The organism is Paracoccus benzoatiresistens, assembly GCF_026913015.1.
GTDB classification, from domain to species: domain Bacteria; phylum Pseudomonadota; class Alphaproteobacteria; order Rhodobacterales; family Rhodobacteraceae; genus Paracoccus; species Paracoccus benzoatiresistens.
Map to the genome: position 1 here is coordinate 12,937 of NZ_JAPTYD010000033.1, position 25,991 is coordinate 38,927.

The 25,991-nt window shown below is 67.0% G+C and carries 23 protein-coding genes and 1 pseudogene; 13 read left to right on the forward strand and 11 right to left on the reverse strand.

The genetic code is table 11. From position 1 onward, the window contains the following. Positions 1–35 precede the first annotated feature (35 nt). Genes OU682_RS16875 through OU682_RS16895 form a run of 5 tightly spaced genes read left to right on the forward strand, consistent with a single transcriptional unit; the run spans position 36 to position 5,248 of the window. On the forward strand, positions 36–1,574 hold the full coding sequence (locus tag OU682_RS16875; RefSeq protein ID WP_268943357.1) for a sugar ABC transporter ATP-binding protein: 1,539 nt from the start codon (positions 36–38) through the stop codon (positions 1,572–1,574). Then, a complete protein-coding gene (locus OU682_RS16880; RefSeq protein WP_268943359.1) occupies positions 1,571–2,542 on the forward strand; it encodes an ABC transporter permease in 972 nt (323 codons plus the stop codon). Before OU682_RS16875 ends, OU682_RS16880 begins: the two co-directional genes overlap by 4 nt. Beyond that, positions 2,539–3,549, forward strand: a complete 1,011-nt coding sequence (locus OU682_RS16885; RefSeq protein WP_268943360.1) for an ABC transporter permease — start codon at positions 2,539–2,541, stop codon at positions 3,547–3,549. The genes OU682_RS16880 and OU682_RS16885 overlap by 4 nt, the downstream gene beginning before the upstream one ends. Next, a complete protein-coding gene (gene rhaM, locus OU682_RS16890) occupies positions 3,549–3,863 on the forward strand; it encodes an L-rhamnose mutarotase (protein ID WP_268943361.1) in 315 nt (104 codons plus the stop codon). Before OU682_RS16885 ends, rhaM begins: the two co-directional genes overlap by 1 nt. Then, the gene (locus tag OU682_RS16895; protein ID WP_268943362.1) at positions 3,860–5,248 is read left to right on the forward strand and encodes an FGGY-family carbohydrate kinase; all 1,389 of its coding nucleotides are present in this window, start codon (positions 3,860–3,862) and stop codon (positions 5,246–5,248) included. Before rhaM ends, OU682_RS16895 begins: the two co-directional genes overlap by 4 nt. Here OU682_RS16895 and guaA read toward each other — a convergent pair. Next, positions 5,211–6,770, reverse strand: coding sequence for a glutamine-hydrolyzing GMP synthase (gene guaA, locus OU682_RS16900; RefSeq protein ID WP_268943363.1), 1,560 nt, complete (start codon positions 6,768–6,770; stop codon positions 5,211–5,213). The two genes, OU682_RS16895 and guaA, sit on opposite strands and share 38 nt — an antisense overlap. Before the next feature lie 100 nt (positions 6,771–6,870). Between guaA and OU682_RS16905 the strand changes: the two genes are divergently transcribed. Next, positions 6,871–7,401, forward strand: a complete 531-nt coding sequence (locus OU682_RS16905) for a CAP domain-containing protein (RefSeq protein ID WP_268943364.1) — start codon at positions 6,871–6,873, stop codon at positions 7,399–7,401. A gap of 28 nt (positions 7,402–7,429) precedes the next feature. On the opposite strand, the gene OU682_RS16910 is transcribed toward OU682_RS16905, so the two are convergent. From OU682_RS16910 to proS, 7 genes are all read right to left on the reverse strand, one after another. Next, positions 7,430–8,761 carry a branched-chain amino acid ABC transporter permease gene (locus OU682_RS16910; protein WP_268943365.1) on the reverse strand — a complete coding sequence of 444 codons (1,332 nt, stop codon included), beginning with the start codon at positions 8,759–8,761 and terminating at the stop codon, positions 7,430–7,432. 12 nt (positions 8,762–8,773) lie between these two features. Then, entirely contained in the window at positions 8,774–9,781 is a 1,008-nt protein-coding gene (locus OU682_RS16915) for a branched-chain amino acid ABC transporter permease (protein ID WP_268943367.1), read from the reverse strand. Between the two features lie 3 nt (positions 9,782–9,784). Further along, a complete protein-coding gene (locus OU682_RS16920) occupies positions 9,785–10,618 on the reverse strand; it encodes an ABC transporter ATP-binding protein (protein WP_268943368.1) in 834 nt (277 codons plus the stop codon). Further along, on the reverse strand, positions 10,615–11,397 hold the full coding sequence (locus tag OU682_RS16925) for an ABC transporter ATP-binding protein (RefSeq protein ID WP_268943369.1): 783 nt from the start codon (positions 11,395–11,397) through the stop codon (positions 10,615–10,617). Before OU682_RS16925 ends, OU682_RS16920 begins: the two co-directional genes overlap by 4 nt. A 115-nt stretch (positions 11,398–11,512) precedes the next feature. Beyond that, the gene (locus OU682_RS16930) at positions 11,513–12,697 is read right to left on the reverse strand and encodes an ABC transporter substrate-binding protein (protein ID WP_268943370.1); all 1,185 of its coding nucleotides are present in this window, start codon (positions 12,695–12,697) and stop codon (positions 11,513–11,515) included. A gap of 114 nt (positions 12,698–12,811) precedes the next feature. After that, complete coding sequence (locus OU682_RS16935) at positions 12,812–13,303, reverse strand: DUF2937 family protein (RefSeq protein ID WP_268943371.1); 492 nt, start codon at positions 13,301–13,303, stop codon at positions 12,812–12,814. Then, a complete protein-coding gene (gene proS, locus OU682_RS16940; RefSeq protein WP_268943372.1) occupies positions 13,300–14,661 on the reverse strand; it encodes a proline--tRNA ligase in 1,362 nt (453 codons plus the stop codon). The genes OU682_RS16935 and proS overlap by 4 nt, the downstream gene beginning before the upstream one ends. A gap of 109 nt (positions 14,662–14,770) precedes the next feature. Between proS and OU682_RS16945 the strand changes: the two genes are divergently transcribed. From OU682_RS16945 to OU682_RS16970, 6 genes are all read left to right on the forward strand, one after another. After that, complete coding sequence (locus tag OU682_RS16945; RefSeq protein ID WP_268943373.1) at positions 14,771–15,736, forward strand: glycosyltransferase family 8 protein; 966 nt, start codon at positions 14,771–14,773, stop codon at positions 15,734–15,736. A 76-nt stretch (positions 15,737–15,812) separates the two neighbouring features. Then, positions 15,813–17,027: an AI-2E family transporter gene (locus OU682_RS16950; protein ID WP_268943374.1), complete on the forward strand. Its 1,215-nt coding sequence runs from the start codon at positions 15,813–15,815 to the stop codon at positions 17,025–17,027. A 9-nt stretch (positions 17,028–17,036) separates the two neighbouring features. Then, positions 17,037–17,726 carry a P-loop NTPase family protein gene (locus tag OU682_RS16955; protein ID WP_442952615.1) on the forward strand — a complete coding sequence of 230 codons (690 nt, stop codon included), beginning with the start codon at positions 17,037–17,039 and terminating at the stop codon, positions 17,724–17,726. 25 nt (positions 17,727–17,751) lie between these two features. Then, positions 17,752–19,917 carry an RNA degradosome polyphosphate kinase gene (locus tag OU682_RS16960; protein ID WP_268943376.1) on the forward strand — a complete coding sequence of 722 codons (2,166 nt, stop codon included), beginning with the start codon at positions 17,752–17,754 and terminating at the stop codon, positions 19,915–19,917. Positions 19,918–19,972: 55 nt separating this feature from the next. Continuing rightward, positions 19,973–21,499, forward strand: a complete 1,527-nt coding sequence (locus OU682_RS16965) for a Ppx/GppA family phosphatase (protein ID WP_371832266.1) — start codon at positions 19,973–19,975, stop codon at positions 21,497–21,499. 201 nt (positions 21,500–21,700) lie between these two features. Then, positions 21,701–22,090: a DUF1622 domain-containing protein gene (locus tag OU682_RS16970; RefSeq protein ID WP_268943377.1), complete on the forward strand. Its 390-nt coding sequence runs from the start codon at positions 21,701–21,703 to the stop codon at positions 22,088–22,090. Positions 22,091–22,144: 54 nt separating this feature from the next. Here the strand turns inward: OU682_RS16970 and groL are convergent, their stop codons facing one another. Together groL and OU682_RS16980 are read right to left on the reverse strand one after the other, a co-directional pair. Continuing rightward, on the reverse strand, positions 22,145–23,782 hold the full coding sequence (gene groL / locus OU682_RS16975; RefSeq protein WP_268943378.1) for a chaperonin GroEL: 1,638 nt from the start codon (positions 23,780–23,782) through the stop codon (positions 22,145–22,147). 35 nt (positions 23,783–23,817) lie between these two features. Further along, a complete protein-coding gene (locus OU682_RS16980; protein ID WP_089386456.1) occupies positions 23,818–24,105 on the reverse strand; it encodes a co-chaperone GroES in 288 nt (95 codons plus the stop codon). 194 nt (positions 24,106–24,299) lie between these two features. Here OU682_RS16980 and OU682_RS16985 point away from each other — a divergent pair, with 194 nt between their 5' ends. After that, positions 24,300–25,307, forward strand: coding sequence for a TraB/GumN family protein (locus OU682_RS16985; RefSeq protein ID WP_268943379.1), 1,008 nt, complete (start codon positions 24,300–24,302; stop codon positions 25,305–25,307). 221 nt (positions 25,308–25,528) lie between these two features. Here the strand turns inward: OU682_RS16985 and OU682_RS16990 are convergent. Further along, positions 25,529–25,991 (reverse strand): annotated as a pseudogene (locus OU682_RS16990) (hypothetical protein); the annotation flags it as partial.

Sequence of the window (25,991 nt, forward strand, 5' to 3'; positions counted from 1 at the left end):
GTTGCGTCCGGGGCGGCCCACCAAGGACATGACCCATGCAGGCTGATCCCCGGCCACAGGACGGCGCCACCCCGGTGCTGAGCCTGCGCGGCATCGTCAAGACATTCCCCGGCGTTCGCGCCCTTGGCGGCGTCCGGCTGGATCTGTTTCCCGGCCAGGTCACTGCGCTGATCGGCGAGAACGGCGCGGGCAAGTCCACCATCGTCAAGGTGCTGACCGGCATCCATCAGCCCGACGAAGGCGAGATCCTGATGGATGGGCAGCCCGTCCATTTTCCGACAGCGCAGGCGGCGGGCCATGCGGGCGTTACCGCGATCCACCAGGAAACCGTGCTCTTCGACGACATGACGGTGGCCGAGAACATCTTCATCGGCCATGCGCCGCGCACCCGCTGGGGCCTGATCGACCGCCGCGCCATGCGCGAGCGCGCCCGCGCCATTCTGCACGGCATCGGCGCCGACCTGAACCCCGCGACGCGCCTGCGCGACCTGGGCATCGCCAGCAAGCACCTAGTCGCCATCGCCCGGGCGCTGTCCATCGACGCCCGCGTGGTGATCATGGACGAACCGACCGCCGCCCTGTCCCACAAGGAAATCGCCGAGCTTTACGGGCTGGTCGAAAAGCTGAAGGCCCAGGGCAAGGCGATCCTGTTCATCAGCCACAAGTTCGACGAGATCTTCCGCATCGCGGACCGCTGGACCGTCTTCCGCGACGGCCAGTTCGTCGGTGAAGGCGCGATGGCCGACGTGACCGAAGGCCAGCTGGTGCAGATGATGGTCGGCCGCTCGGTCGACCAGATCTATCCCAAGCGCCCGGCCCGGATCGGCGAACCTGTCCTGACCGTCGCCGGATACTGCCACCCGACCGAGTTCTCTGACATCACCTTCACCCTGCGCCGGGGCGAGATCCTGGGCTTCTACGGCCTGATCGGCGCGGGCCGCAGCGAGGTGATGCAGGCCCTGTTCGGCATCACCCGCCCCTCCAAGGGGGCCTGCCGCATCGACGACGGGATCCGCGTGATCCGGTCCACCGCGCAGGCGGTCGAGGCGGGCATCGTCTATGTCCCCGAGGATCGCGGCCGGCAGGGCGCCGTCAAGGGCTTGCCGATCTTCCAGAACGTCACCCTGCCGTCGCTGTCCCGCACGGGCCGCCACGGCTTCCTGCGCCTGGCCGAAGAGTTCAAGCTGGCCCGGGAATACACACGGCGGCTGGATCTGCGCGCGGCAAGCCTGGATCAGGACGTGGGCCTGCTGTCGGGGGGCAACCAGCAGAAGGTCGTCATCGCCAAGTGGCTGGCGACGAAGCCGCGCATCATCATCCTGGACGAGCCCACCAAGGGCATCGACATCGGGTCCAAGGCCGCCGTCCACGACTTCATGTCCGAACTCGCGGCCGAGGGACTGGCTGTCATCATGGTCAGCAGCGAAATCCCCGAGGTGCTGGGCATGTCCGACCGCGTCATCGTCATGCGCGAAGGCCGCATCGCCGCCGAGTTCGAGGGCGAGGCGATGACCCCCGAAAACCTCGTCCGCGCCGCCGCAGGCATCGGCCAGCCGCAGGGGAAAGCCGCATGAGCCTGCTCAAGTCGCGCGAAACGATCCTGGCGCTGGCCATCGCCGCCCTGCTGGCGGCGGTCGCCAGCCGCTTTCCGGGCTTTGTCGAGCCGGGGAACCTGGCCCGCGTGCTGACCGATACCTCGCCCCTGATCCTGCTGGCGCTTGGGCAGATGGCGGTGATCCTGACCAAGTGCATCGACCTGTCGGTGGCCGCGAACCTTGCGCTTTGCGGCATGGTCGCGGCGCTGATGAACGGGGCAGGGGTCCCGCTGCCGCTGATCCTGCTGGCGGTGACCGTGCTTGGCGCGGCCCTTGGGGCGGTGAACGGCCTGCTGGTCTGGAAGCTGGGCATCCCCTCCATCGTCGTGACGCTGGGGACGATGACCATCTATCGCGGCACGATCTTCCTGATGACCGACGGCGCCTGGATCAACGCCCACCAGATGAGCGAGGGGTTCAAGGCCTTTCCCCGCGCCGTGGTGGGGGGCCTGCCCGTCATGGCCTGGATCGGCATCGCCGGCGTGGCAGGGGTGGCGCTGCTGCTGAGCCGAACGCCGCTGGGCCGCGCCTTCTATGCGGTCGGCGGCAATCCCCACGCGGCGGTCTATGCGGGCATCTCGGTCGGGCGCACGCAGTTTGCGGCATTCGTCCTGTCGGGCGCGCTGGCGGGGCTGACCGGATACCTGTGGGTCGCGCGCTATGCGGTGGCCTATGTCGATATCGCGGGCGGGTTCGAACTGGACGTGGTCGCGGCCTGCGTGATCGGCGGCATCGCCATCGCGGGCGGGTCTGGTACGGTCGCAGGCGCCGTCATGGGCGCGCTGTTTTTGGGCATCATCAAGAACGCCCTGCCGGTCGTGGGCATATCGCCCTTCTGGCAGATGGCGATTTCCGGCAGCGCCATCCTGATCGCCATCGCCTTCAACACGCTGGGCCGGCGGGAGCCGGGCCGCATCATCCTGAGACAAGCCGGGGCCGCAGAATGAGCACGGCCCTTCGCCATTCCGAACGCCAGATCCCCGACCGGCTGACCCGCCCCGCCGCCCGCGCCCTGAAAAGCTGGGAATCGCTGCTGGCCATCGTGGCGATCGGGATCTTCGTCCTGAACGCCTGGGCCTCGCCCTATTTCCTCGATCCCTGGAACCTGTCGGACGCAAGCTTCAACTTCACCGAAAAGGCGATGATCGCATTCGCCATGGCCATGCTGATCATCGCGGGGGAAATCGACCTGTCGGTGGGGGCGATCATCGCCCTGGCCTCGACGGTCATGGGCGTGGCGATGACGGCGGGCGCGCCGACCCCGGTGCTGGTCCTGCTGGGGCTGGGCACGGGGCTGGCCTGCGGCGCCTTCAACGGGATGCTGGTCGCGCGTTTCGGCCTGCCCTCCATCGTCGTGACCATCGGCACCATGAGCCTGTTTCGCGGCATCAGTTACATCATTCTGGGCGACGGGGCCTTTACCGGATACCCCGACAGCTTCGCCTGGTTCGGGCAGGGCTATGTCTTCTGGGTGATCACGGTCGAACTGGTGATCTTCACGCTGGCCGCGCTGGTCTTTGGCGTGCTGCTGCACCGCACCAGCTTCGGCCGCACCGTTTATGCCATCGGCAACAACAGCGTCGCAGCGCGGTTTTCCGGCATCCGCGTGGACCGGGTCCGCTTCATCCTGTTCCTGCTGACCGGGCTGATGAGCGGGATCGCCGCGATCTGCCTGACCTCGCGCCTTGGCTCCACGCGGCCCTCCATCGCCTCGGGCTTCGAACTCGAAGTCGTCACCATCGTGGTGCTTGGCGGGGTCAGCATTCTGGGCGGGTCGGGCAGCATCGTCGGCGTGGTGCTGGCAGCCCTTGTGATGGGGCTTGTGACCTTCGGCCTGGGCCTGCTGAACGTGCCGGGAATCGTGATGTCGGTGGTTGTCGGCGCGCTGCTGATCGCGGTGATCGCGGTGCCGCGCCTGTGGGCCATGGCCCGGGCAAAATCACGGAAACGATGATGCAGAAATACGCCTTCCGCATGATGCTGAACCCCGGCATGGCCGAGGAATACCGCCGCCGCCACGACGCGATCTGGCCCGAACTGGTCGCGCTGCTGAAGGAGGCAGGGGTGCGGGACTACTCGATCCACCTGGACCCGGAAACCAACGCGCTATTTGGCGTGCTGTGGCGGGCGGACGATCACCGCATGGACGACCTGCCCGCCCATCCAGTCATGCAGCGATGGTGGGCGCACATGGCCGACATCATGCAGACCCATCCGGGCAACGAACCTGTCGCGGTGCCGCTGGTGCCGATGTTCCACCTGCCATGACGCATGTGGCCGTCATCGACGTCGGCAAGACCAATGCCAAGCTGGCGTTGGTCGATGGCGAAACCCTGGCCGAGATCGCCGTTGTCACCCGCCCGAACCGCCCGCTGCCCGGTCCGCCCTGGCCCCATGCCGACCTGGAGGGGCACTGGCGGTTCTTCCTGCACCATCTGGCGGCGTTCCATGCCCGTCACGGGATCGACGCGATTTCGGTCACGACGCATGGCGCGGCGGCGGTCCTGCTGGACGGCCAGGGGGGCGTGGCCGCGCCGATGCTGGACTACGAACATGCCGGACCCGGTGCGCTGGCGGCGGACTATGACAGGCTGCGGCCGGATTTCGCGCGCACCGGATCGCCCCGCCTGCCGATGGGGCTGAACCTGGGCGCGCAACTGCATTGGCTGCTGGCCACGGATCCGGGCCTGAGGGACCGCATCGCGCATGTCGTCACCTATCCGCAATACTGGGGCTGGCGGCTGACAGGCCAGCTTGCCAGCGACGTGACCTCGCTTGGCTGCCATACCGACCTGTGGGATCCCTGGCAGGGCCGGTTTTCGGATCTAGTGGACAGGCTGGGGCTGGCGGGCCGCATCGCCCCCGCCCGCCGCTCGGATGAGATCCTGGGCGGGCTGACCGCGCAGGTCGCCGCCGAGACCGGCATTCCGGCGGGCACGCCGGTAGCCGTTGGCATCCATGACAGCAATGCCTCGCTTTATCCCTATGTCCTGGGGCGGCAGGCACCCTTCGCGGTGGTCTCGACCGGGACATGGGTCGTGGCGATGGCCGTGGGCGGCGACGCGGTCGCGCCCGATCCGGCGCGCGACGTGCTGGTGAACGTGAATGCGCTTGGCCAGCCTGTGCCCTCGGCCCGCTTCATGGGCGGGCGGGAATACGAGCAGGTCCGGGCGGGTTGCATGGCGGCACCCACCCGGGCCGATCGCGAGTGCGCGCTGGCCGAGGAGGTGATGATCCTGCCTGCCGTCGAGCCGGGGTCGGGGCCTTTCAAGGGCCGCGCGATGGAATGGCTTGGCCCGTATCCGTCCGACGGGCAGCGCATGGTGGCGCTGTCCTGGTATCTGGCGCTGATGACGGCGACCTGCCTGGACCTGATCGGCGCACGCGGCCCCGCTATCATCGAGGGACCTTTCGCCCGCAACTCCGATTATCTGGACATGCTGGCCGCGCTCCGCCCCGAAGGCGTCGAGGTCGCGGCATCAAGCACCGGCACCTCGGTCGGGGCGGCGCTGCTGTGCCTGGGCGCGGCCTTCACGCCCCGCACCATGGCCTGGCCTGTGCCGGACAATGCCGGGGCGTTGCGGGACTATGCCGCGCAGTGGCACAAGAGCGCCGTCACTCCCACTCGATCGTGCCCGGCGGCTTCGAGGTGATGTCATAGGTGCAGCGGTTGATGCCCTTGACCTCGTTGATGATGCGCGTCGCGGTTTCGCCTAGGAAATCATGGGTGAAGGGATAGTAGTCCGCCGTCATCCCGTCCACGGAGGTGACGGCCCGGAGGGCGCAGGCATAGTCATAGGTGCGCCCGTCGCCCATCACCCCCACGGTGCGGACCGGCAGGATCGCCACGAAGGCCTGCCAGATCTCGTCGTAAAGGCCGTGCTTGCGGATCTGGTCGATGAAGACCGCATCCGCCTTGCGCAGAATGTCCAGCTTTTCGCGCGTGATCTCGCCGGGGCAGCGGATGGCAAGGCCGGGCCCGGGGAAGGGATGGCGGCCGATGAATTTCTCGGGCAGGCCCAGTTCGCGGCCAAGCGCGCGGACCTCGTCCTTGAACAGTTCGCGCAGGGGTTCGACCAGCTTCAGGCCCATCTTCTCGGGCAAGCCGCCGACATTGTGGTGCGACTTGATCGTGACGGACGGCCCGCCGCTGAAGCTGACGCTTTCGATCACGTCGGGGTAAAGCGTGCCCTGGGCCAGGAACTCGGCGCCTTCGATGCCGCTGGCGTAACGCTGGAACACGTCGATGAACAGCCGGCCGATGGTCTTGCGCTTGACCTCGGGGTCGCTGACGCCTTCCAGCGCGCCCAAAAACAGTTCGGATTCGTCGGCGTGGATCAGCGGAATGTTGTAGTTGTCGCGGAACATGGTCACGACTTCCTGGGCCTCGTTCAGCCGCAGCAGCCCGTGGTCCACGAAGACGCAGGTCAGCTGGTCGCCGATCGCCTCGTGGATCAGGACGGCGGCGACGGAACTGTCCACGCCGCCCGACAGCCCGCAGATGACCTTCTTGTCGCCCACCTGTTCGCGGATCTTGCGGATCGCCTCGTCGCGATAGCCCGCCATGGTCCAGTCGCCGGTAAAGCCCGCCATCCGGACGAAGTTTTCCAGCATGATGCGGCCGCGGGGGGTGTGATGCACCTCGGGGTGGAACTGCACGGCATAGAAGCGGCGCGCTTCATCCGCGATCATCGCGAAGGGCGCCCCCAGCGATGTGCCGATGACCTCGAAGCCCGGCGCCAGCGCGGTCACGCGGTCGCCATGGCTCATCCAGACTTCCTCGCGCCCCGTGTCGAAGAGGCCCGCGAAGATGCCGTCGCCCTTGTGACCCTCGGCGGGGGCGATGAAGGCGCGGCCGTATTCGGCGTGGTGCCCGGCCTCGACCCGGCCGCCAAGCTGTTCCATCATCACCTGCTGGCCATAGCAGATGCCGAAGACCGGCACGCCCAGGTCGAAGACCGCCTGCGGAGCGCGGGGGCTGCCCTCGCGCGTCACGCTGTCCGGCCCGCCCGACAGGATCACCGCCTTCGGGGCCAGCCCGCGCAGGATGTCGTCGGTCAGCAGGTTATAGGGGTGGATTTCGCAATAGACGTTCAGTTCCCGCAGGCGACGCGCGATCAGCTGCGTCACCTGGCTGCCGAAGTCGATGATCAGAAGGCGTTGATGCTGGTTCATGGATGCGCTTTAAGCGCGCCCATGCCGCCGCGCAAGGGATTTGCAGCCCGGAACTGCTGCAGTCGGGGCCGCGTTCCCAGCGTCAATAGCCGAGGTTTCCATGTCCGTCTTCCGCACCCTTGCCGCCGCCGTCAGCCTGGCCGCCCTTGCCGCTTGCCAACAGGGCATCCCCGCGGCCATGCCCTGGCAAACGCCGGCCGTTCCCCCGGCCGAGGAATCGCTGGCCACCCAATGCGCGGGCGACCCGGCGATCGCGGCGCAACTGGACGGCGCCGTGAACGCCGCGCGCGAGGTCGAGGGCAAGACCCTGCTGGACAGCGCCCCCGACCTGACCCAGATCGCCCAAAGCCATGCCTGCGACATGGCCCTGCTTGGCCGCGTCGATGTCGAAGGCTCGAACGGATCCAGCGTTGTGGACCGGGCGCGGGCCGTCGGCTATCCGACTTGCGGCGTGGTGCAGCTTGTCTGGCGGGGCGGCAGCCCGGCGGATGCGGTGGCGAACTGGCTTGCGCGCGAGGCGCAGCGGACCGAGATGCTGGGCCAGTCCAGCCGGCAGGTGGGCAGCGGCCATGCCGTCGGCGCCGATGGCATGGCCTATTACAGCGTTGTGCTGGGCGACAACTGCCGATGAAAAAAGGGGCCCTGCGGCCCCTTTTTTCTTACTTTTCGGGCACCAGCCCCCTTGGGGCGAAGCGCAGCACCAGCAGCAGTACCAGCCCCATGGCGATGAAGCGCATGTGCGGCGCGCTGCCCAGAAGATGCGCCTTGATGTCGCCGTCGGGCAGGGGGCCGACCAGGACGCCGATGAGGTTCGGGCCCCAGACCTCGGCCTTGATCCACAAAAACCAGATCAGCACCGCGCCCAGGACCGAGCCCCAGTTGTTTCCCGACCCGCCCACGATCACCATGACCCAGATCAGGAAGGTATAGCGCAGCGGGTTGAAGCTGGTGGGGGCCATCAGCCCGTCCAACGTGATCATCATGGCCCCCGCGATGCCGATCACCGCTGATCCGAGGACGAAGATCTGCAGGTGCCGGGCAGTGACGTCCTTGCCCATCGCCTCGGCAGCCGTCTCGTTGTCGCGGATGGCGCGCATCATGCGGCCCCAGGGCGAGTTCAGCGCCAGCTGCGCCAGCAGGATGATCGCCAGCAGCACGACCAGGAACAGCGACATGTAGCACAGCTTGACCCAGATGCCCGAGGCCTCGGCCACGCCGAAGCCCCAGCGGGCGGCAAAGTCCGCGAAGGCCGGGTTCTGCTGCAGGTCGGTCTCGTAGGGGACGGGGCGCGGGATGGCGGCGACGTTCTTGACGCCGCGCGCCAGCCAGTCCTCGTTCCGCAGCACGGCCACGATGATCTCGCCGATGCCCAGCGTGGCGATGGCCAGATAGTCCGAGCGCAGCCCGAGCGCGACCTTGCCCACGGCCCAGGCGGCCGCGGCGGCAAAGGCGCCGCCCACCAGCCAGGACAGCAGGACCGGCAGGCCCAGGCCGCCGATATTGCCGGTGCGGGCGGAATCATTGGCCTCGATCGCGGTGACGGCGGGGTCGAACAGCCAGCGATAGGCGACAAGGCCCACCAGCAGGACCAAGGCCACCGACCATGCGCGACGGGTGCGCGCATAGACGATCTTCGCCAGCGCCAGCGTGCCAAGGCCCACCAGCAGCGACAGGATCAGGCGCGGCCCGCCCGCCGACCAGGCGCCTTCGACCGGCGGCAGGGACACCAGCACCGGGGCAAGGCCGCCGATCGCCAGGAAGCCCACGACGCCCGTGTTGAACAGCCCCGCATAGCCCCATTGCATGTTCACGCCGAGCGCGGTGATGGCCGAGATCAGGCCCATGTTCAGGATCGCCAGAGAGGTGTTCCAGGACCCCGAGAACATGCCGTTCCTGACCGTGCCTTCCAGCACGAACAGGATGGCAAGGATCGCGAACAGGACAGGCGCGCGCCAGGGGCTGGCAGAGGCGGCTTGACGGTTGGATGACATGGCGAACCTCCCTTACACCGACTTGCCGCGGAACAGCCCGGTCGGGCGGAACAGCAGGACCACGATCAGGATGACGAAGCTGACGGCGAACTTGTATTCGGTGCCCAGCAGTTGCAGCAGTCCCCCCGGCTGCCAGTCAGGGAACAGGTAGCCCGCGACCTTGACCCAAGGGTAGGTCACGGCGACCTCGGAAAAGGCGACAAGGAAGCCGCCCGCGATGGCGCCGACGGGGTTGCCAAGGCCCCCCACGATGGCGGCCGCGAAGATCGGCAGCAGGATCTGGAAATAGTTGAAGGGACGAAAGGACTTGTCCAGACCGTAGAGCACGCCCGCGATGGTCATCAGCGCGGCGGCGATGATCCAGGTCAGGCGCACGACCTTTTCGGGATCGATGCCCGACAGCAGGGCCAGATCCTCGTTGTCGGAATAGGCGCGCATCGCCTTGCCGGATTTCGTCCGGTTCAGGAACCAGAACAGCGCGGCGCAGACGATCACGGTCACGACCAGGGTCAGGGCCTGGGTCGACCGCAGGGCCAGCCCCTCGGACAGGCCGGTCCATTCGCGGAAGTCGCGCACGTTTATGATGAAGCGTGCCCCGTCGTCGAAGCGCTGTTCGTCCACGCCGATCAGCAGGCGCGTCAGCCCGTTCATCACGAACATGACGCCGACCGAGGCCATGACGAAGATGATCGGCGCCGCCCGTTGCGCCCGGTAGAAGCGATAGACCGCGCGGTCGGTGGCCAGCACCAGAACCGCCGTCGCGGCGATCCCCACGGGCAGGGCCAGCAGCGCCGTGGGCAGCGGCCCCAGCGATACGCCAAGCGCCTGCAACCCCCAGGTCACCAGGATGGTGATGGCGGTGCCAAAGGCCATGCTGTCGCCATGGGCGAAGTTGGAAAACCGCAGGATGCCATAGATCAGCGTCACCCCGAGCGCGCCAAGCGCCAGTTGCGCGCCATAGGCGGCCGCGGGGATGAAGACGAAGTTCAGGAAGGCCACAAGGGCGTTGAGGATATCCAAGGCTCAGCCCCCCAGGAAGGTGCGGCGCACCTCGTCGTTCTGCATCAGTTCCTTGCCCGTGCCGGTATGGGCGTTCGCGCCCTGCACCAGCACATAGGCCTTGTCGGCGATCATCATCGCCTGCTTGGCATTCTGTTCGACCATCAGCACCGGCAGCCCGCCGCGCGCGATGGCGATGATGCGGTCGAACAGCTCGTCCATGACGATGGGGCTGACGCCCGCCGTCGGTTCGTCCAGCATCAGGACGGACGGCTGGGTCATCAGCGCGCGTCCCACGGCCACCTGCTGTCGCTGCCCGCCCGACAGTTCGCCCGCGGCCTGGCGGCGCTTGGCGGCCACCGCAGGGAACAGCTCGTAGACCTGCTCCATCGTGCGGCGGATGTCGTCGTTGCGGATATAGGCCCCCATCTCCAGGTTTTCCTCGACCGTCATGGACGGGAAGATGTTGTTGACCTGCGGCACGAAGCCCATGCCTGCCTTGACGCGGTCCTGGGGGTTCAGCGCGGTGATGTCGCGCCCGTTCAGCCTGACGCTGCCCTTGCGCAGGTTCAGCATCCCGAAGATCGCCTTCATGGCGGTGGACTTGCCCGCGCCGTTCGGGCCGACGATCACGGCGATCTGGCCCTGTTCCACGGCGATGGTGCAATCGTGCAGGATATCCGCGCCCTTGCCGTATCCGCCGGTCATGCCTTCCCCGATCAGGAAGGGGTCGCCCGCGTGGCCCGGACCGACCGGTCCAGAACGGCGGGTGCCGTCGATGCTGCCGCGCCCGCCCGGGTTCACGACCGACCGGTCGCGGTTGCCCCGCTTGCCGAAGACTGCGTCCTGATCGCTCATGCGCCCACCATGTCCTTGTTCTTCAGGCCGGTGCCCAGATAGGCCTCGATCACGGCCTCGTTCTGCATGATGTCGGCGGCGCTGCCCTTGGCCAGCACCTTGCCCTCGGCCATGACGATGACCGGGTCGCACAGCTTGCCGATGAAATCCATGTCGTGTTCGATCACGCAGAAGGTATAGCCGCGTTCCCTGTTCAGCCGGATGATCGCGTCGGCGATGGTCATCAGCAGGGTGCGGTTCACGCCTGCGCCGACTTCGTCCAGGAAGACCACCTTGGCATCGACCATCATGGTGCGGCCCAGTTCCAGCAGCTTCTTCTGGCCGCCCGACAGGTTGCCGGCCTTTTCATGGGTCAGGTGGCGGATGGTCAGGAAATCCAGCACCTCGTCGGCGCGGCGGCGAAGCTCGGCTTCCTCGCGCTCGATCCGGCCGCGCTGGAACCAGGTCTTCCAGATCGTCTCGCCCGATTGCGCGCCCGGCACCATCATCAGGTTCTCGCGCACCGTCATGGACGAGAATTCATGCGCCAGCTGGAAGGTCCGCAGCAGGCCCTTGTGGAACAGTTCGTGCGGCGGCAGGCCGGTGATGTCCTCGCCATCCATGAAGACGCGGCCCGATGTCGGCGGAAGAACGCCCGCGATGACGTTGAACAGCGTGGACTTGCCTGCCCCGTTGGGGCCGATCAGTCCGGTGATCGAGCCTGTCTCGATGGTCAGGCTGGCACCATCGACGGCGCGGAAGCCGCCAAAATGCCGGTGGAGGTCCTCGACCCTTATCATTCTTCGTACCCCGTCCTCACGCCATGGGTGAAGTGTGACCGCATTCAGCGGCTTCTATCATGAAAAACGGCCCGGCAACCCCGAAAGGCTGCCGGGCCGTAGCACAGGTTTCGCGTCAGCGATAGCCGACGACGGTCATTTCGCCGTTGTCGAAGGCCACCTCGCGATACACGCCCGCGGTCTCGCCGTTGCCCACCATCTCGATGGAGGAGGCGCCCACATAATCGATGTCGCCGCCGCCATTCAGGATTTCCAGACCCTTGGCCAGTTCGCCCGGCATGATCTTCTCGCCCGGTTCGTTGGCGACATCCATGACCTTGTCCTTCCAGACCTTCGGATCGCTGGACTTGGCGGCTGCCATCGACAGCAGCATCAGGGCTGCGGCGTCATAGGATTCGGCAGCATAGGCGCTGGTGCCATCAAAGCCGGCGGTCTTGGCCATTTCCAGGAACTTCTCGCGGCCCTCGCCCTCGGCTGCCGGGTTCTGGCCGAAGCTGCCGTTGATTTCCTCGCCGAAGTTGTCGATCAGGGCCTGGCCCACCATGCCGTCCGGGAAGACGAAGGTGTCGAAGGCGCCGGTGTCCAGCGCCGCGCGGACCACGCCCGAGCCGCCCTGGTCCACATAGCCCACCACCACCAGCGCGTCGCCGCCGGCGGCGGCCAGTGCCGCGACCTCGGCCGAATAGTCGGCCTTGCCGTCGTCATGGGCGGCGTTCACCGTGATGGTGCCGCCCTTTTCCTGGAAGGACGCGGCAAAGGCATCGGCCAGGCCCTTGCCGTAATCGTTGTTGGTATAGGTGATGGCGGCGTTCTTGATGCCTTTTTCCATCATGATCTCGGCCATCACCTCGCCCTGGCGGGCGTCGGACGGCGAGGTGCGGAAGAACAGCCCGTTATCCTCGATGGTGGACAGCGCGGGCGAGGTGGCGGAGGGCGAGATCATCACAATGCCATTGGGCACGGCGACGTTCTGCAGCGACGCGATCGCCTCGCCCGAGCACATGCCGCCGACGATGCCCTTGACCCCCTCGGCCGTGATCAGGCGTTCCACCGTCGCGGTCGCGGCGGCGGCGTCGATGCAGGTCGAATCCCCCTGCACCGGCACCACGGTGGAACCGCCCAGCAGCAGCTTGGAATCGCTGACCTCTTTCATGGCCAGTTCGGCGCCGGACTTCATGCCGGGGGCCATGGACTCCAGCGGGCCGGTGAAGCCCAGCGACATCCCCAGCTTGATTTCCTCGGCGCCCGCCGCACCGGCCATCAACGCACCCATTGCGGTGGCCAGAAGAAGTTTTTTCATATGATTGTCTCCCAGTTGGAACAATGTCCTGCGGGGCACGTTAGAAGCGGTCCCGCTAAAAGAAAAGCATCATATCGTCAAGAAAGCCTGACTTTTCGGGCGGGTGACGTGCGGTCAGCGCCAACCCAGGGGGTCCTGCCTGCGCCGGAAGAACAGGCCGGGCAGGGCGGTCAGAAGCCAGCCCAGGGCCAATCCGATGCCCCCCGCCCACAGTCCCGCGGCAGTCACGGGAACGGCGGGGCGGAAATCGCCCCAGGTGGCAGCCAGGGTTTCGGGGTCGCGCAGCCGGTGGGGCAGCAGCATCCGCTCCAGCGGCCCGGCAAGACGCAGCATCTGCAGATCCGCGCGCGCCCGGTCCAGCCGGGCAAAGACCTGGGCCATGTTCGCCTGATGGGCGTCGCGGAAGGCGGTGCCGGACAGGTCCGCCAGCGCCTGATCCCGGGTCAGGCCGGCGGCCCGGGCGCTGGCGTCGAATTCCGCAGCGACGCGGGACAGGGCATCGACCTGCCCGCCAAGCCGCTGGACATACTGGTCCGAGAAGGCCGGGAACTGCGACAGGGCGGCGGCGAAACACACCGCCACCGCCAGCCGCAGCAGCCCGATCATTTGTCCTGCACCTTCGGGCCCAGGACGGGCTGATAGATCTGTTCCAGCCGCGCGATGGCGTCCTTGGGCGACATCTCCTCGGTCGCGCCGGTGCGGCGGTTGGTCAGTTCCACCTTGTTCGCCGCCAGCCCGCGCGGGCCGACGGTGATCCGCCAGGGCAGGCCGATCAGGTCCATGGTGGCGAACTTGGCCCCCGCCCGGTCGTCGCGGTCGTCGTAAAGCGGATCAAGGCCGCGCGCCTGGAGTTCCGCATAGATCGCGTCGCAGGCGCTGTCGGTGGAGTTGTCGCCCTGCTTCAGGTTGACGATGCCGACATGGAAGGGGGTCACGCCCTCGGGCCAGATGATGCCCTTGTCGTCGTGATTGGCCTCGATGATGGCGCCCAGCAGGCGGGAAACGCCGATGCCGTGGCTGCCCATCTCCACCGGGACGCGGGCCCCGTCGGGGCCGACGACGGTGGCCCCCATGCTTTCGGAATACTTGGTGCCGAAATAGAAGATCTGGCCGACCTCGATCCCGCGCGCGGTGCGACGGCGTTCCTCGGGGACCTGGGCGAAGATCGCTTCGTCATGCGTCTCGTCCGTGCGGGCATAGCGGCTGGTGAACTCCTCCAGCACGGCCTGACACTCCTCGACGCTGTCATAGTCGATCTGCCGGTCGCCGAAGGTCAGGTCGGTGATCTGGCTGTCATAGAAGACCTCGGATTCGCCCGTCTCGGCCAGCACCAGGAATTCGTGGGTGTAGTCGCCGCCGATCGGCCCGCCGTCCGCGCGCATCGGGATCGCCTGCAGGCCCATGCGTTCATAGGTCCGCAGATAGCTGACCAGGTGCCGGTTATAGGCGTGCAGCGCGGCTTCCTTGGTCAGGTCGAAGTTGTAGCCGTCCTTCATCAGGAACTCGCGGCCGCGCATCACGCCGAAGCGGGGGCGGATCTCGTCGCGGAACTTCCACTGGACATGATACAGCGTCAGGGGCAGGTCCTTGTAGCTGTTCACATGGGACCGGAAGATGTCGGTGATCATCTCCTCGTTCGTGGGACCGTAGAGCAGGTCGCGCTTGTGGCGGTCCTTGATGCGCAGCATTTCCTCGCCATAATCGTCATAGCGGCCGCTTTCGCGCCACAGGTCGGCGGGCTGCAGCGTCGGCATCAGCAGGGGGATGTGGCCCGCGCGGGCCTGTTCCTCGTGCACGATCTGCTCGATGCGTTTCAGCACCTTGAAACCCAGCGGCAGCCAGGAATAGATGCCTGCGGCCTGCTGCTTGATCATTCCGGCGCGCAGCATCAGCCGGTGGCTGACGATCTGCGCTTCTTTCGGTTCTTCCTTCAGGACGGGCAGGAAATAGCGCGACAAACGCATGGAGGATACCTTCTTCGTTTGTCGCCTCGTGTATGGCAAAGCGGGCGGGCGGGGCAAGATGGCTGATGGCCGCCCCCGCAACCAGGATTCACCCAGAAGGGAGCACCCGATGTCCGAATGCGTTTTCCTGCCCGGCTGGGCGCCGCGGCACGATTGCGCCGTCATCGTCGCCTGCGATGGCAATTACCTGCCCTATGCCGCCGTCGTGGCGCTGCAGATGGCCAGGGCCGCGCCGGCCTGCGACCTGCTGATCGGATCGCCCGATCCGCTGGACCTGCCCGATGTCCTTCGCGCGGCGGGCATCGGCCATGTCGCCGCGCGCCTGCCGCTGATCGAGGACGCCTTGCCGCTGGACGACCGGCGCAGCCTTGCGACCTACATGGACGTGTTCCTCGCCTCGGCCCTTGCGGGGGTTTACCGGCGCATCCTGGTGCTGGACGCCGACATCCTGCATGAACGCGGCGATCCCGCGCGGCTGCTGGCGGCCGACATGCGCGGGCACGCGGTCGCCGCCGTGCGCGACAACCGCCAATGGCGCAACCCGTCCAAGCGGGTGCCCGACTTTCGCCGCTTGGGCTGGTCTGCGGCCCCCTACTTCAATGCGGGCGTGGTGATGATCGACACCGCGGCCTGGGCTGCGCAGGACCTGCCGGCGCGCTGCGCGGGTTTTGCCCGCCAGCACCTCAAGGGCCTGGGCCGCGACCAGGCGCTGCTGAACGGCACGCTCCACGGGGACTGGGCCGAGATCAGCCCCTTGTGGAACTGGCAGTTCACCTGGGCCTCAAGCCTTCTTTCCGGGATGGCGGACCCCTGCCTGGTCCATTTCATCGGTCCGGCAAAGCCCTGGCAGGACCGTTCGGCCGGGATCGTGCCGATGCGGTGGCGCGCGCCTTATGGCGCGTTTCTGGCCCGGCATTTTCCCGATGCGCTGCGCCCCGCCGAGGCCGACCGGCGCCATTGGCCCGCACGCCGCGAGCTGGGGCGCAGCCTGCTTCGCCAATGGCGGGCAGCGGGGCCGACGCTGGATTATTTGGCCCGCTTTGCCGACGAATATACCTTGGTCGAACCCCGCTGATCCCTTTGCCCGGCATGGGTTCTTGCAAGTCGGACCGCGACCGTTCAGACAAGGAACAAACCGGCCCGGAGGCAGCATGCGCATACCCATACACAAGCAGCTGATCTGGTGGGGCGTGGCGGCGGTGACCCTGCTTCTGGCGATGTGGCTGCTGGGCAATGCGATCCTGCCCTTCATCCTGGGCGCGGGCGTGGCCTATCTGCTGGATCCGGTCGCCGACCGGCTGGAACGCGCGGGCCTGTCGCGGGTCATGTCGGTGGTGGTGATCACCGTCGCGGCCGTGCTGGCCTTTGCCGCGGTGGTGCTGCTGGCGGTGCCGGTCATGCTTCGGCAGGCGACCTCGCTGATCGAGACCGCGCCCGAGATGCTGGAACAGGCCCGCCTGTTCCTGTCCAATCGCTTCCCCGAACTTTTGCCCGCCAATGGCAACATCGGCACCGCCCTGACGGATCTGGGCGCGGCCATGGGCGAGCAGATGGGGACGGTGGCGTCAAGGCTGCTCAGTTCCGTGGGCGGCATCATCAGCGCCATCGCGATCCTGGTGATCGTGCCGGTGGTGGCCTTCTATCTGCTGCTGGACTGGGACCACCTGGTCGATCGGGTGGACACGCTGCTGCCGCGCGAGCACGCGCCGACCCTGCGCCGCCTGTCGCGCGAGATCGACGAGGCGCTGTCGGGCTTCGTGCGCGGGCAGGGGCTGGTGATGCTGATCCTGGGCACCTGGTATGCCATCGGGCTGATGGTCGTGGGTCTGCCCTTCGGCTTCTTCATCGGCATCATGGCGGCACTGCTGTCCTTCATCCCGTATGTGGGCGTGCTGATCGGCGGGGCCACGGCCATCGGGGTCGCGCTGTTCAGCTTCTGGGGCGATCCGCTGTGGATCGGGCTTGTGATCGCGATCTTCGCCATCGGCCAGGTCGTCGAGGGCAATTATCTGCAGCCCAAGATCGTCGGCCATCACGTGGGCCTGCACCCGGTCTGGCTGCTGCTGGCCTTGTCGGTCTTCGGCGCGCTGTTCGGGTTCGTGGGCATGGTCATGGCCGTGCCGCTGGCCGCCGCGCTTGGCGTGATCGGGCGGTTCCTGACGCAGCGCTATCAGGAAAGCGCGCTGTTCACCGGCCAGGCGCTGCCCCCCGATCCGGGTCAGCCCATGCTGGTCGAGATCGTGCCCGAAGGCACCGTCGCCAATTCCATCCGCGAGGCGCGCATCCGCGCCGACCAGAACCGGGCCCAGGGCCAGATCGAGATCATGCGCGAGGAAATTGCCCGCAAGCATCCCGACGGCGGATAGATGGCCGTGATCTCTCGCCAGCTGACCCTGGATCTGACGACGGCGCCCGCCCATTCCCGCGCCGATTTCCTGCCCGCGCCCGCAAACAGGGACGCGCTGGCCGCGCTGGATGCGCCGCAGGACTGGCCCCAGGGCCGGATGCTGCTGATCGGGCCGGAAGGCGCGGGCAAGTCGCATCTTGCCGCCTTCTGGGCGGCCGAGAACGGCGCGCGCCGCATGAAGGCCGCGGCCCTGCGGCCCGACGCGGCCGACGGGCTTGCCACCGAGGGCGGCGCCCTGGTCATCGAGGATGCCGATCGCGCGGGCCGGGCGGCGGGGGCCGAACAGGCGCTGTTCCACCTGTGGAACCTTTGCGCGCCGCGCGACTGCCTGCTGCTGCTGACGGCGCGCACGCCGCCGCGCGATTGGGGGCTGGTGCTGCCCGACCTGCGAAGCCGCATGGACGCGATGCCGCAGGTCCGGCTGATGCCGCCCGACGAATCCCTGCTGGCTGCCGTGCTGGTCAAGCTGTTCGCGGACCGCCAGCAGGCCGTGTCATCCGACCTGATCGACTGGCTGGTCCTGCACATGCCCCGCGACCTGGGCCTTGCCCGCCAGCTTGTCGCCGCGATGGACCGCGAGGCGATGGCCGACAAGCGCCCGATCACGCGCCGCATTGCAGCCGAGCTGCTGGCCGGTCTATCCGAAATCGAGACATGAATCGCAGCCCCTCAAGGTCAGGACCATGACGCAAGCAGATTTCCTCCGGAGCCCCTTTCCCGAACCGCAGGACTTGCCCGAGGGTGTGCCGCAGAATGGCTCGCGCTTCTTCAATCGGGAAATCAGCTGGCTGTCCTTCAACTGGCGCGTCCTGGACGAGGCGCGCAACCCGCGCGTGCCCCTGCTGGAACGGCTGCGCTTCGTGTCGATCAGCGCGACCAACCTGGACGAATTCTACACCGTCCGCGTGGCGGGCCTGCGCGAACTGGTGCGCGAGGGAAACACCACGCCATCCGACGACGGGCTGACGCCCGCGGAACAGTTGTCGATGATCAATGCCGACGCCCGCCGCCTGATGGGCGCGCAGCAGGGCGTGTGGAACCGCATCCGCCGCGAGATGGAGGAGGCCGGCATCTTCATCCTGTCCCGGTCCCGCCTGACCCGGGCCGAGGAGGAGTTCCTGCACGATCATTTCGAGCGCAAGGTCTTTCCGGTCCTGTCGCCCCTGGCCATCGACCCGGCGCATCCCTTCCCCTTCATTCCGAACACCGGCTTCTCGCTGGCGCTGGAGCTGGCGCGCGAAACCGACGGGCGGCAGATGCAGGCGCTGCTGCCGATCCCCGCGCAGCTGAACCGTTTCATCGCCTTGCCGGGCGGGGAGCGGTTCTTCCGGCTGGAGGATCTGCTGCTGATGCACCTTTCCAGCCTGTTTCCCGGCTATCGCGACGTGGGCCATTGCGCCTTCCGCGTGCTGCGCGACAGCGACCTGGAGGTGGAGGAAGAGGCCGAGGATCTGGTCCGCGAGTTCGAGACCGCCTTGAAACGCCGCCGGCGCGGCAGCGTCATCCGGCTGAAGATCACGCGCGGGGCGCCGGACCGCCTGCGCCGCCTGATCATGGACGAGTTGGAGGTCGGCATCGACGAGGTGATCGAGGTCGAGGGGCTGCTGGGGGTGGCCGACCTGTCCGAACTGGTGCTGGACGGCCGCCGCGACCTGCAATGGCCCGCCTTTACCCCGCGCATTCCGGAAAGGGTGCAGGATCACGACGGCGACATGTTCGCGGCCATCGGGCAAAAGGACATGCTGCTGCACCACCCCTACGAGACCTTCGACATGGTGGTGCGCTTCCTGGCGCAGGCCGCGCGCGACCCCGACGTTCTGGCGATCAAGCAGACGCTGTATCGCACCAGCCGCGACAGCCCCATCGTCGATGCCCTGTGCGAGGCCGCCGAATCCGGCAAGTCCGTCACCGCCCTGGTGGAACTGAAGGCGCGCTTTGACGAGGCCGCGAACATCCGCCAGTCCCGCCGGCTGGAACGCGCGGGCGCGCATGTCGTCTATGGCTTCGTGAACTACAAGACGCACGCCAAGATCAGCACGGTCGTCCGGCGCGAAGGGGACAACCTGGTCACCTATACCCATTACGGGACCGGCAACTATCACCCGATCACCGCGCGCATCTATACCGACCTGTCGCTGTTCACCTGCGATCCGGCGCTTGGCCGCGACGCGACAAAGGTCTTCAACTACCTGTCGGGCTATGTGCAGCCCGCCGGGCTGGAAAACCTGTCCATCTCGCCCATCGACCTCAAGGACCGGCTATTATCGCTGATCGGGCGCGAGGCCGAACTGGCCCGCCAGGGCCGTCCGGCGGCGATCTGGGCCAAGATGAACTCGCTGATCGAAAAGGACGTGATCGACGCGCTTTATGCCGCAAGCGCCGCAGGCGTGAAGATCAGCCTGGTGGTGCGCGGCATCTGCGGCATCCGGCCCGGCATCCGGGGCCTGTCGGAGAACATCCGCGTCAAGTCCATCGTCGGCCGCTATCTGGAACATTCGCGCATCGTCTGCTTCGGCAATGGCTATGGCCTGCCGTCCAAGCGGGCGCGGGTCTTCATCAGTTCGGCCGACTGGATGGACCGCAACCTGAACCGCCGGGTCGAAACGCTGGTCGAATGCATGAACGACACGGTGAAGGCCCAGATCGTCAGCCAGATCATGGCCGCCAACATGGCGGACGAGGCGCAAAGCTGGTTGTTGCAACCAGATGGCCGGTTCGTGCGCTATCTGCCCGAAGGGCGCGACGACCTGTTCAACTGTCACCGCTTCTTCATGGACCATCCCTCGCTGTCCGGGCGGGGCACGGCGGGGGCAGGCGACGTTCCGGCGCTGACCCATTCGAACGATTGACGCACCCGTCAAGGCGGGTCATTAACAGCGCGATGCGGCAGCAGGAGAGGCGGCGATGAACGGCCTACGCACCACGACCGGCGAGAAGGTCGAGCCTTTCGGCAAGATGTTCGGGAAATTGCCAAAGCGGGCCTTGTCGCGCGTGGGCGTGGTCGATGTGGGGTCCAACTCGATCCGCATGGTGGTCTTTGACGGCGCGGCCCGCTCGCCCGCCTATTTCTACAACGAGAAGGTCATGGCCGGGCTGGGCGCCCGGATGGCCCAGACCGGCCGCCTGAACCCCGAGGGGGTCGAGCGCGGCTTTGCCGCCCTTCAGCGCTTCGCGGCGCTTGCCAAGGGCATGGATATCGGCCCCCTGACCTGCGTGGCCACCGCCGCCGTGCGAGAGGCCGAGGACGGCCCCGAATTCCAGGCCCGTGTCGAACGCGAGACCGGGATCAGGATGCATGTCATCGACGGAGAGGAAGAAGCCCGCCTGTCCGCGCAGGGCGTGCTGCTGGGCTGGCCCGAGGCCAAGGGGCTGGTCTGCGACATCGGCGGCAACTCGATGGAACTGGCCGAGGTCGAGAATGGCCAGATCGGCAAGCGCATCACCTCGCAACTGGGGCCGTTCCGGTTGCAGCAGGTGGGCGGCGGCAAGGACGGCTTGCGCAAGCATATCAGGAAGGTGATGGCCGGGCTGGCCAAGGTCATGGGCACCCATCACGAGCGCATCTACCTGGTCGGCGGATCCTGGCGCGCCATTGCCCGGCTGGACATGGAGCGCACATCCTATCCGATGACGGTTTTGCACGAATACCGCATGACGCCCAAGGCCGTGGCCGACACGGTCGCCTGGATCGGGGCCAGTGACCTGGGGGCGCTCAAGGCGCAGACCGGGCTGTCATCCTCGCGGATCGAACTTGTGCCGCTGGCCGCGCAGGTGCTGGCGCAGCTGACCGAGATCTTCGCGCCGGCCGAACTTGCGGTGTCCAGCTATGGCATCCGCGAGGGGCTGCTTTACGAGCAGATGTCCGACAGCCTGCGCAGGCGCGACCCGCTGATCGAGGCCGCCCGCTTCACCGAACGCCAGATGGCCCGGATGCCGGGGTCGGGCAAGAAGCTGTACCAGTTCCTGCAACCGGTGTTTCAAAACGTGCCTCCGGAACGCGACCGGCTGATCCGCGCCGCCTGCCTGCTGCACGACACAAGCTGGCGCGCCCACCCGGATTATCGCGCCGATGCCTGCTTCGACAACGTGACCCGCGCCAACATGGCTGCGCTGAGCCACCCCGAGCGCGTCTTCCTGGGCCTTGCGCTGCTGCACCGCTACAAGAACAGCCGCGCCAATTCGCCCATGGCGCCCCTGTTCAAGCTGCTGACCGATGCCGAGATCAACGATGCCGAGGTCCTGGGCAAGGCCATGCGCTTCGGCGCGATGCTGGCGCTTGATGATCCGGCCGATGCGGCCAGACTGACCTTCGACAAGAAGCAACTGGTGCTGAAGCTGACGGCCACCGGCCGAAGGCTGATGGGCGAGGTGGCCGAGGCCCGCTTCGGAGCGCTGTGCAACGCCCTGGGGGTCGAGGGAAAGATCATCTGATCCCCGGCCTGACCCGGCGCCAAGCACCGACAGGGTCGGGCTCAACACCGCCTCGGCCCTGCGCTGGACCCGTTCGCGGATGGCTCCGTTCGTCCGCCGAGAGCCTTCCGGAAGGCGGTGAACCGTTCGGGGTGCCGTTTGTTCTGTCAGGCAGGGGAGGGCAGGCGGATCGTCCCCCTGTGACAGGCTCCGGAGGCACGGATGGAACAGACCAAGACCTTTTCGCTTTCCGATCACCTTGGCCCGCTGACGCCCGCCTTGGAGTGGGTGGTGGTCGTGATCGAGCTGTTCGCCATCGCGATCCTGCTGCTGGGCCTGCTCCAGTTCGCCCGCGCCTTTGTGTCGGGCGGGATCAAGCAGCGCGACGCCCATGAACGCAGCCACGGTCTGAACCTGGGCCGCCTGACCTTGGGGCGCCACATCCTGTCGGGGCTCGAGGTGCTGATCGTTGCCGACCTGATCCGCACGATGCTGCACCTGACGCTTGACAATATCACGCTGCTGGGCGGGCTGGTGGCGATCCGCTCGCTGATCTCGTTCTTCCTGGAACGGGAATTGACCCATCTGCGGCAGGAGGACGATCCCAAATGAAAAAAGGGCGCCCGAAGGCGCCCTTTCCCGTTCCAGCCAAAAGGCCGGGGATGATTACATCATCCCGCCCATGCCGCCCATGTCGGGCATGCCGCCGCCCGCAGCCTTGGGCTCGGGCTTTTCGGCGATCATGGCTTCGGTGGTGATCAGCAGACCGGCGACCGAGGCCGCGTCTTCCAGCGCGGTGCGCACGACCTTGGCCGGGTCGATGACGCCGAACTTGAACATGTCGCCATATTCCTCGGTCTGGGCGTTGAAACCGAAGGTCTTGTCCGAGGACTCGCGGACCTTGCCGGCAACCACGGCACCGTCAACGCCGGCGTTCTCGGCGATCTGGCGCATCGGGGCTTCCAGCGCGCGGCGCACGATGGCGATGCCGGCTTCCTGGTCGCTGTTGGCGGCCGTCAGGCCTTCCAGCACCTTGCCGGCCTGCACCAGGGCTACGCCGCCGCCGACGACCACGCCTTCCTGAACAGCCGCACGGGTCGCGTTCAGCGCGTCGTCCACACGGTCCTTGCGCTCTTTCACTTCGACCTCGGTCATGCCGCCGACGCGGATGACGGCGACGCCGCCCGCCAGCTTGGCCACACGCTCCTGCAGCTTCTCGCGGTCGTAGTCCGAGGAGGTTTCCTCGATCTGCTGGCGAATCTGCGACACGCGGGCTTCGATCTCGGACTTTTCACCGGCGCCATCGACGATGGTGGTGTTGTCCTTGTTGATCGTGACCTTCTTGGCGCGGCCCAGCATGTCGATGCCGACGTTTTCCAGCTTCATGCCCAGGTCTTCGCTGATGACCTGACCGCCGGTCAGGATCGCGATGTCCTGCAGCATGGCCTTGCGGCGATCGCCGAAACCCGGTGCCTTGACGGCAGCGATCTTCAGACCGCCGCGCAGCTTGTTGACGACCAGCGTGGCCAGGGCCTCGCCTTCGACGTCCTCGGCCACGATCACCAGCGGCTTGCCCGACTGGATAACGGCTTCCAGCAGCGGCACCATCGGCTGCAGCGACGAGAGCTTCTTCTCGTGCAGCAGGATATAGGCGTCTTCCAGATCCGCGATCATCTTGTCGGGGTTGGTCACGAAATAGGGCGAGAGATAGCCGCGGTCGAACTGCATGCCCTCGACGACTTCGACTTCCGTCTCCATCCCCTTGTTCTCTTCGACGGTGATGACACCCTCGTTGCCGACCTTCTGCATCGCGTCGGCGATGAAGCGGCCGATATTGGCCTCGCCGTTGGCCGAGATCGTGCCGACCTGGGCGACTTCGTCGCTGTCGGTGACGGGACGCGAGGCGGCCTTGATGGCCTCGACGACTTTCAGCGTGGCCAGGTCGATGCCGCGCTTCAGATCCATCGGGTTCATGCCGGCGGCGACCGCCTTCATGCCTTCTTTCACGATGGCCTGGGCCAGGACCGTGGCGGTGGTGGTGCCGTCACCGGCTTCGTCGTTGGTGCGCGAAGCAACTTCGCGGACCATCTGGGCGCCCATGTTCTCGAACTTGTCGGACAGTTCGATTTCCTTGGCGACCGAGACGCCATCCTTGGTGATGCGCGGCGCACCGAAGGACTTGTCGATCACGACGTTGCGGCCTTTCGGGCCCAGCGTCACCTTGACAGCATCGGCCAGGATGTTGACGCCGCGCAGCATGCGGTCACGGGCATCCGTGTTAAACTTGACTTCTTTCGCAGCCATTTGATTCTCCTGAATTTATCGGGGAAGAACGCGGATCAGGCGATGACGCCCAGGATGTCGCTTTCCTTCATGATCAGCAGCTCTTCGCCGTCGATCGTGACTTCAGTGCCCGACCATTTGCCGAACAGCACGCGGTCTCCCGCCTTGACCGAGGGCGCGATCAGTTCGCCCGAGTCCTTGCGCGCGCCTTCGCCGGTCGAGATGACCTCGCCCTCGGCGGGCTTTTCCTTGGCGCTGTCAGGGATGATCAGGCCGCCCTTGGTCTTTTCGTCCGACTGGACGCGGCGGACCAGAACGCGGTCATGCAGCGGTGTGAATGCCATGGTTGAACACTCCGTGTTTCAGGTTGCAGTGTTTCGTTGTTGGCACTCATCGGCATTGAGTGCCAATGGCGCTGATCTAGGCCAAGGAAACCGACCTGTCAACGGCGCAGCATCGCCAAAATCGTGATGGCACGGCTGGCCAAGGGGGCGGGGCTGTGCCAGCCTTGCGGCGGTCAACGGCAAGGAAGGATCAGATGCGTATCGTTCTGGCGGCAGTCCTGACGCTTTGGGCAGCGGCGGCCCCTGCCTCGGAATGCGTGGGCACCAACCTGTTCGAGATCATGACCCCCGACCAGCGCGCCCAGATCGACGCGGCAGTCTCGGGCGTGCCCTATCATCGCGGGCTGCTCTGGCGCGCCAGCAAGGGCGACCAGTCGATGACCCTGGTCGGCACCTATCATTTCGGCGATCCGCGCCACGACGCGATGCTGGCCCGGCTGGAGCCGATGATCGCGGATGCCGCCACCGTCCTTGTCGAGGCGGGCCCCGAGGAAGAGCGGAAGCTGACTGAGGCCCTTGCCGCCGATCCGGCGCTGATGGTCGATGCGACCGGGCCGACGCTGCCCGAGCGCCTGGACGACAAGGACTGGCGGCGGCTGTCGGACGCCATGGCCAAGCGGGGAACGCCCGCCGTCGTCACCTCGAAGCTGCGGCCCTGGTATGTGGCGATGATGCTGGGGATCAGCCCCTGCATGATGGAGCAGATGGCCGAATCCGGGCCCCAGGGGCTGGATCATCGCCTTGTGGACCGGGCCGAGGCCCTTGATGTTCCGGTCCGCGCGCTGGAACCCTGGGATACGGTCTTTACCCTGTTCCGCGACCTGACGCCCCAGCAGGAAATCGAGATGGTCCGCGCGGCGTTGCCAACCGCGTCCTATGCGGACGATTACGCGGTGACGCTGACGGATGCGTATTTCGCGGGGGACATCTGGGCGATCTGGGAATTCGGCCGCTTCGATGCCTATCGCAATTCGGGGCTGACTCGCGAACAGATCGACGCGCAGATGGATCTGGCGCAGAGGCAGTTGATGGACGGGCGCAACCGGGCCTGGATCGGCCCCTTGACGCAAGCTGCCGGCGATGCCGCCCGGCAGGGCAAGGGGATCGTCGCGGGATTCGGGGCGCTGCACCTGCCGGGCGAGGGGGGCGTGCTGCGCCTGCTGGAAAAGGACGGCTGGACCATCGAGAGGCTGGACGGCTGAGCAGGGGCCACCGCCTGGCGGCCTGTCCGGGCTCATGGGCCGGGCCATGAACTGACGCCGCTGTCTCCTATCGCAGCGTGACCCTGGGCCTGACGGGCAAGACATCCGGCGTGACCATCCCGGACAGCGGCTGCGCCGCCTCGTTGCAGTCGGTGCCGTCGTTCCTTGTCAACGCCGTGATCCTGGCCTAGCCGTCAATGTCGCGGTTTCGCGGACCAGGCTTATCGTCCGCCCAGCACCGACAGGGCCTGGGGCCTGCCCCCTTTGACAAAGGTGATGCGGCTGTCGCCGATATCGGTGATGGTGCCGCCGTTGATCTTGTCGCCAAGCCGCAGGGTCAGCACGCGGCCATTCGACAGGCGCACCAGGGCGCGGCTGGCCTTGCCCGCGCCGATGGTGCCGATGATCTGGGTGCGGCTGATCTGGATGCCGTCCTTGACGGTGGCGGCCACGCCCGCCGTGGTCGGCGTGCGGCCGTCGGGGATATTGGCCGCGACCTCGGGTTCTTCCTCGGCCTCGGGCGGGGCATAGCGCTGCTGGCGGGCGGCGGCGGCGCGGGCCTCGGCTTCGGCCTGGGCACGGGCGCGGGCCTCGGCTGCCGCGCGGGCCTGCGCCACCGCCTGGGCGTCCTGGGCTGCGCGGGCGCGGGCGCGGGCCTCGGCCTGGGCCTGCCGTTCCGCATCC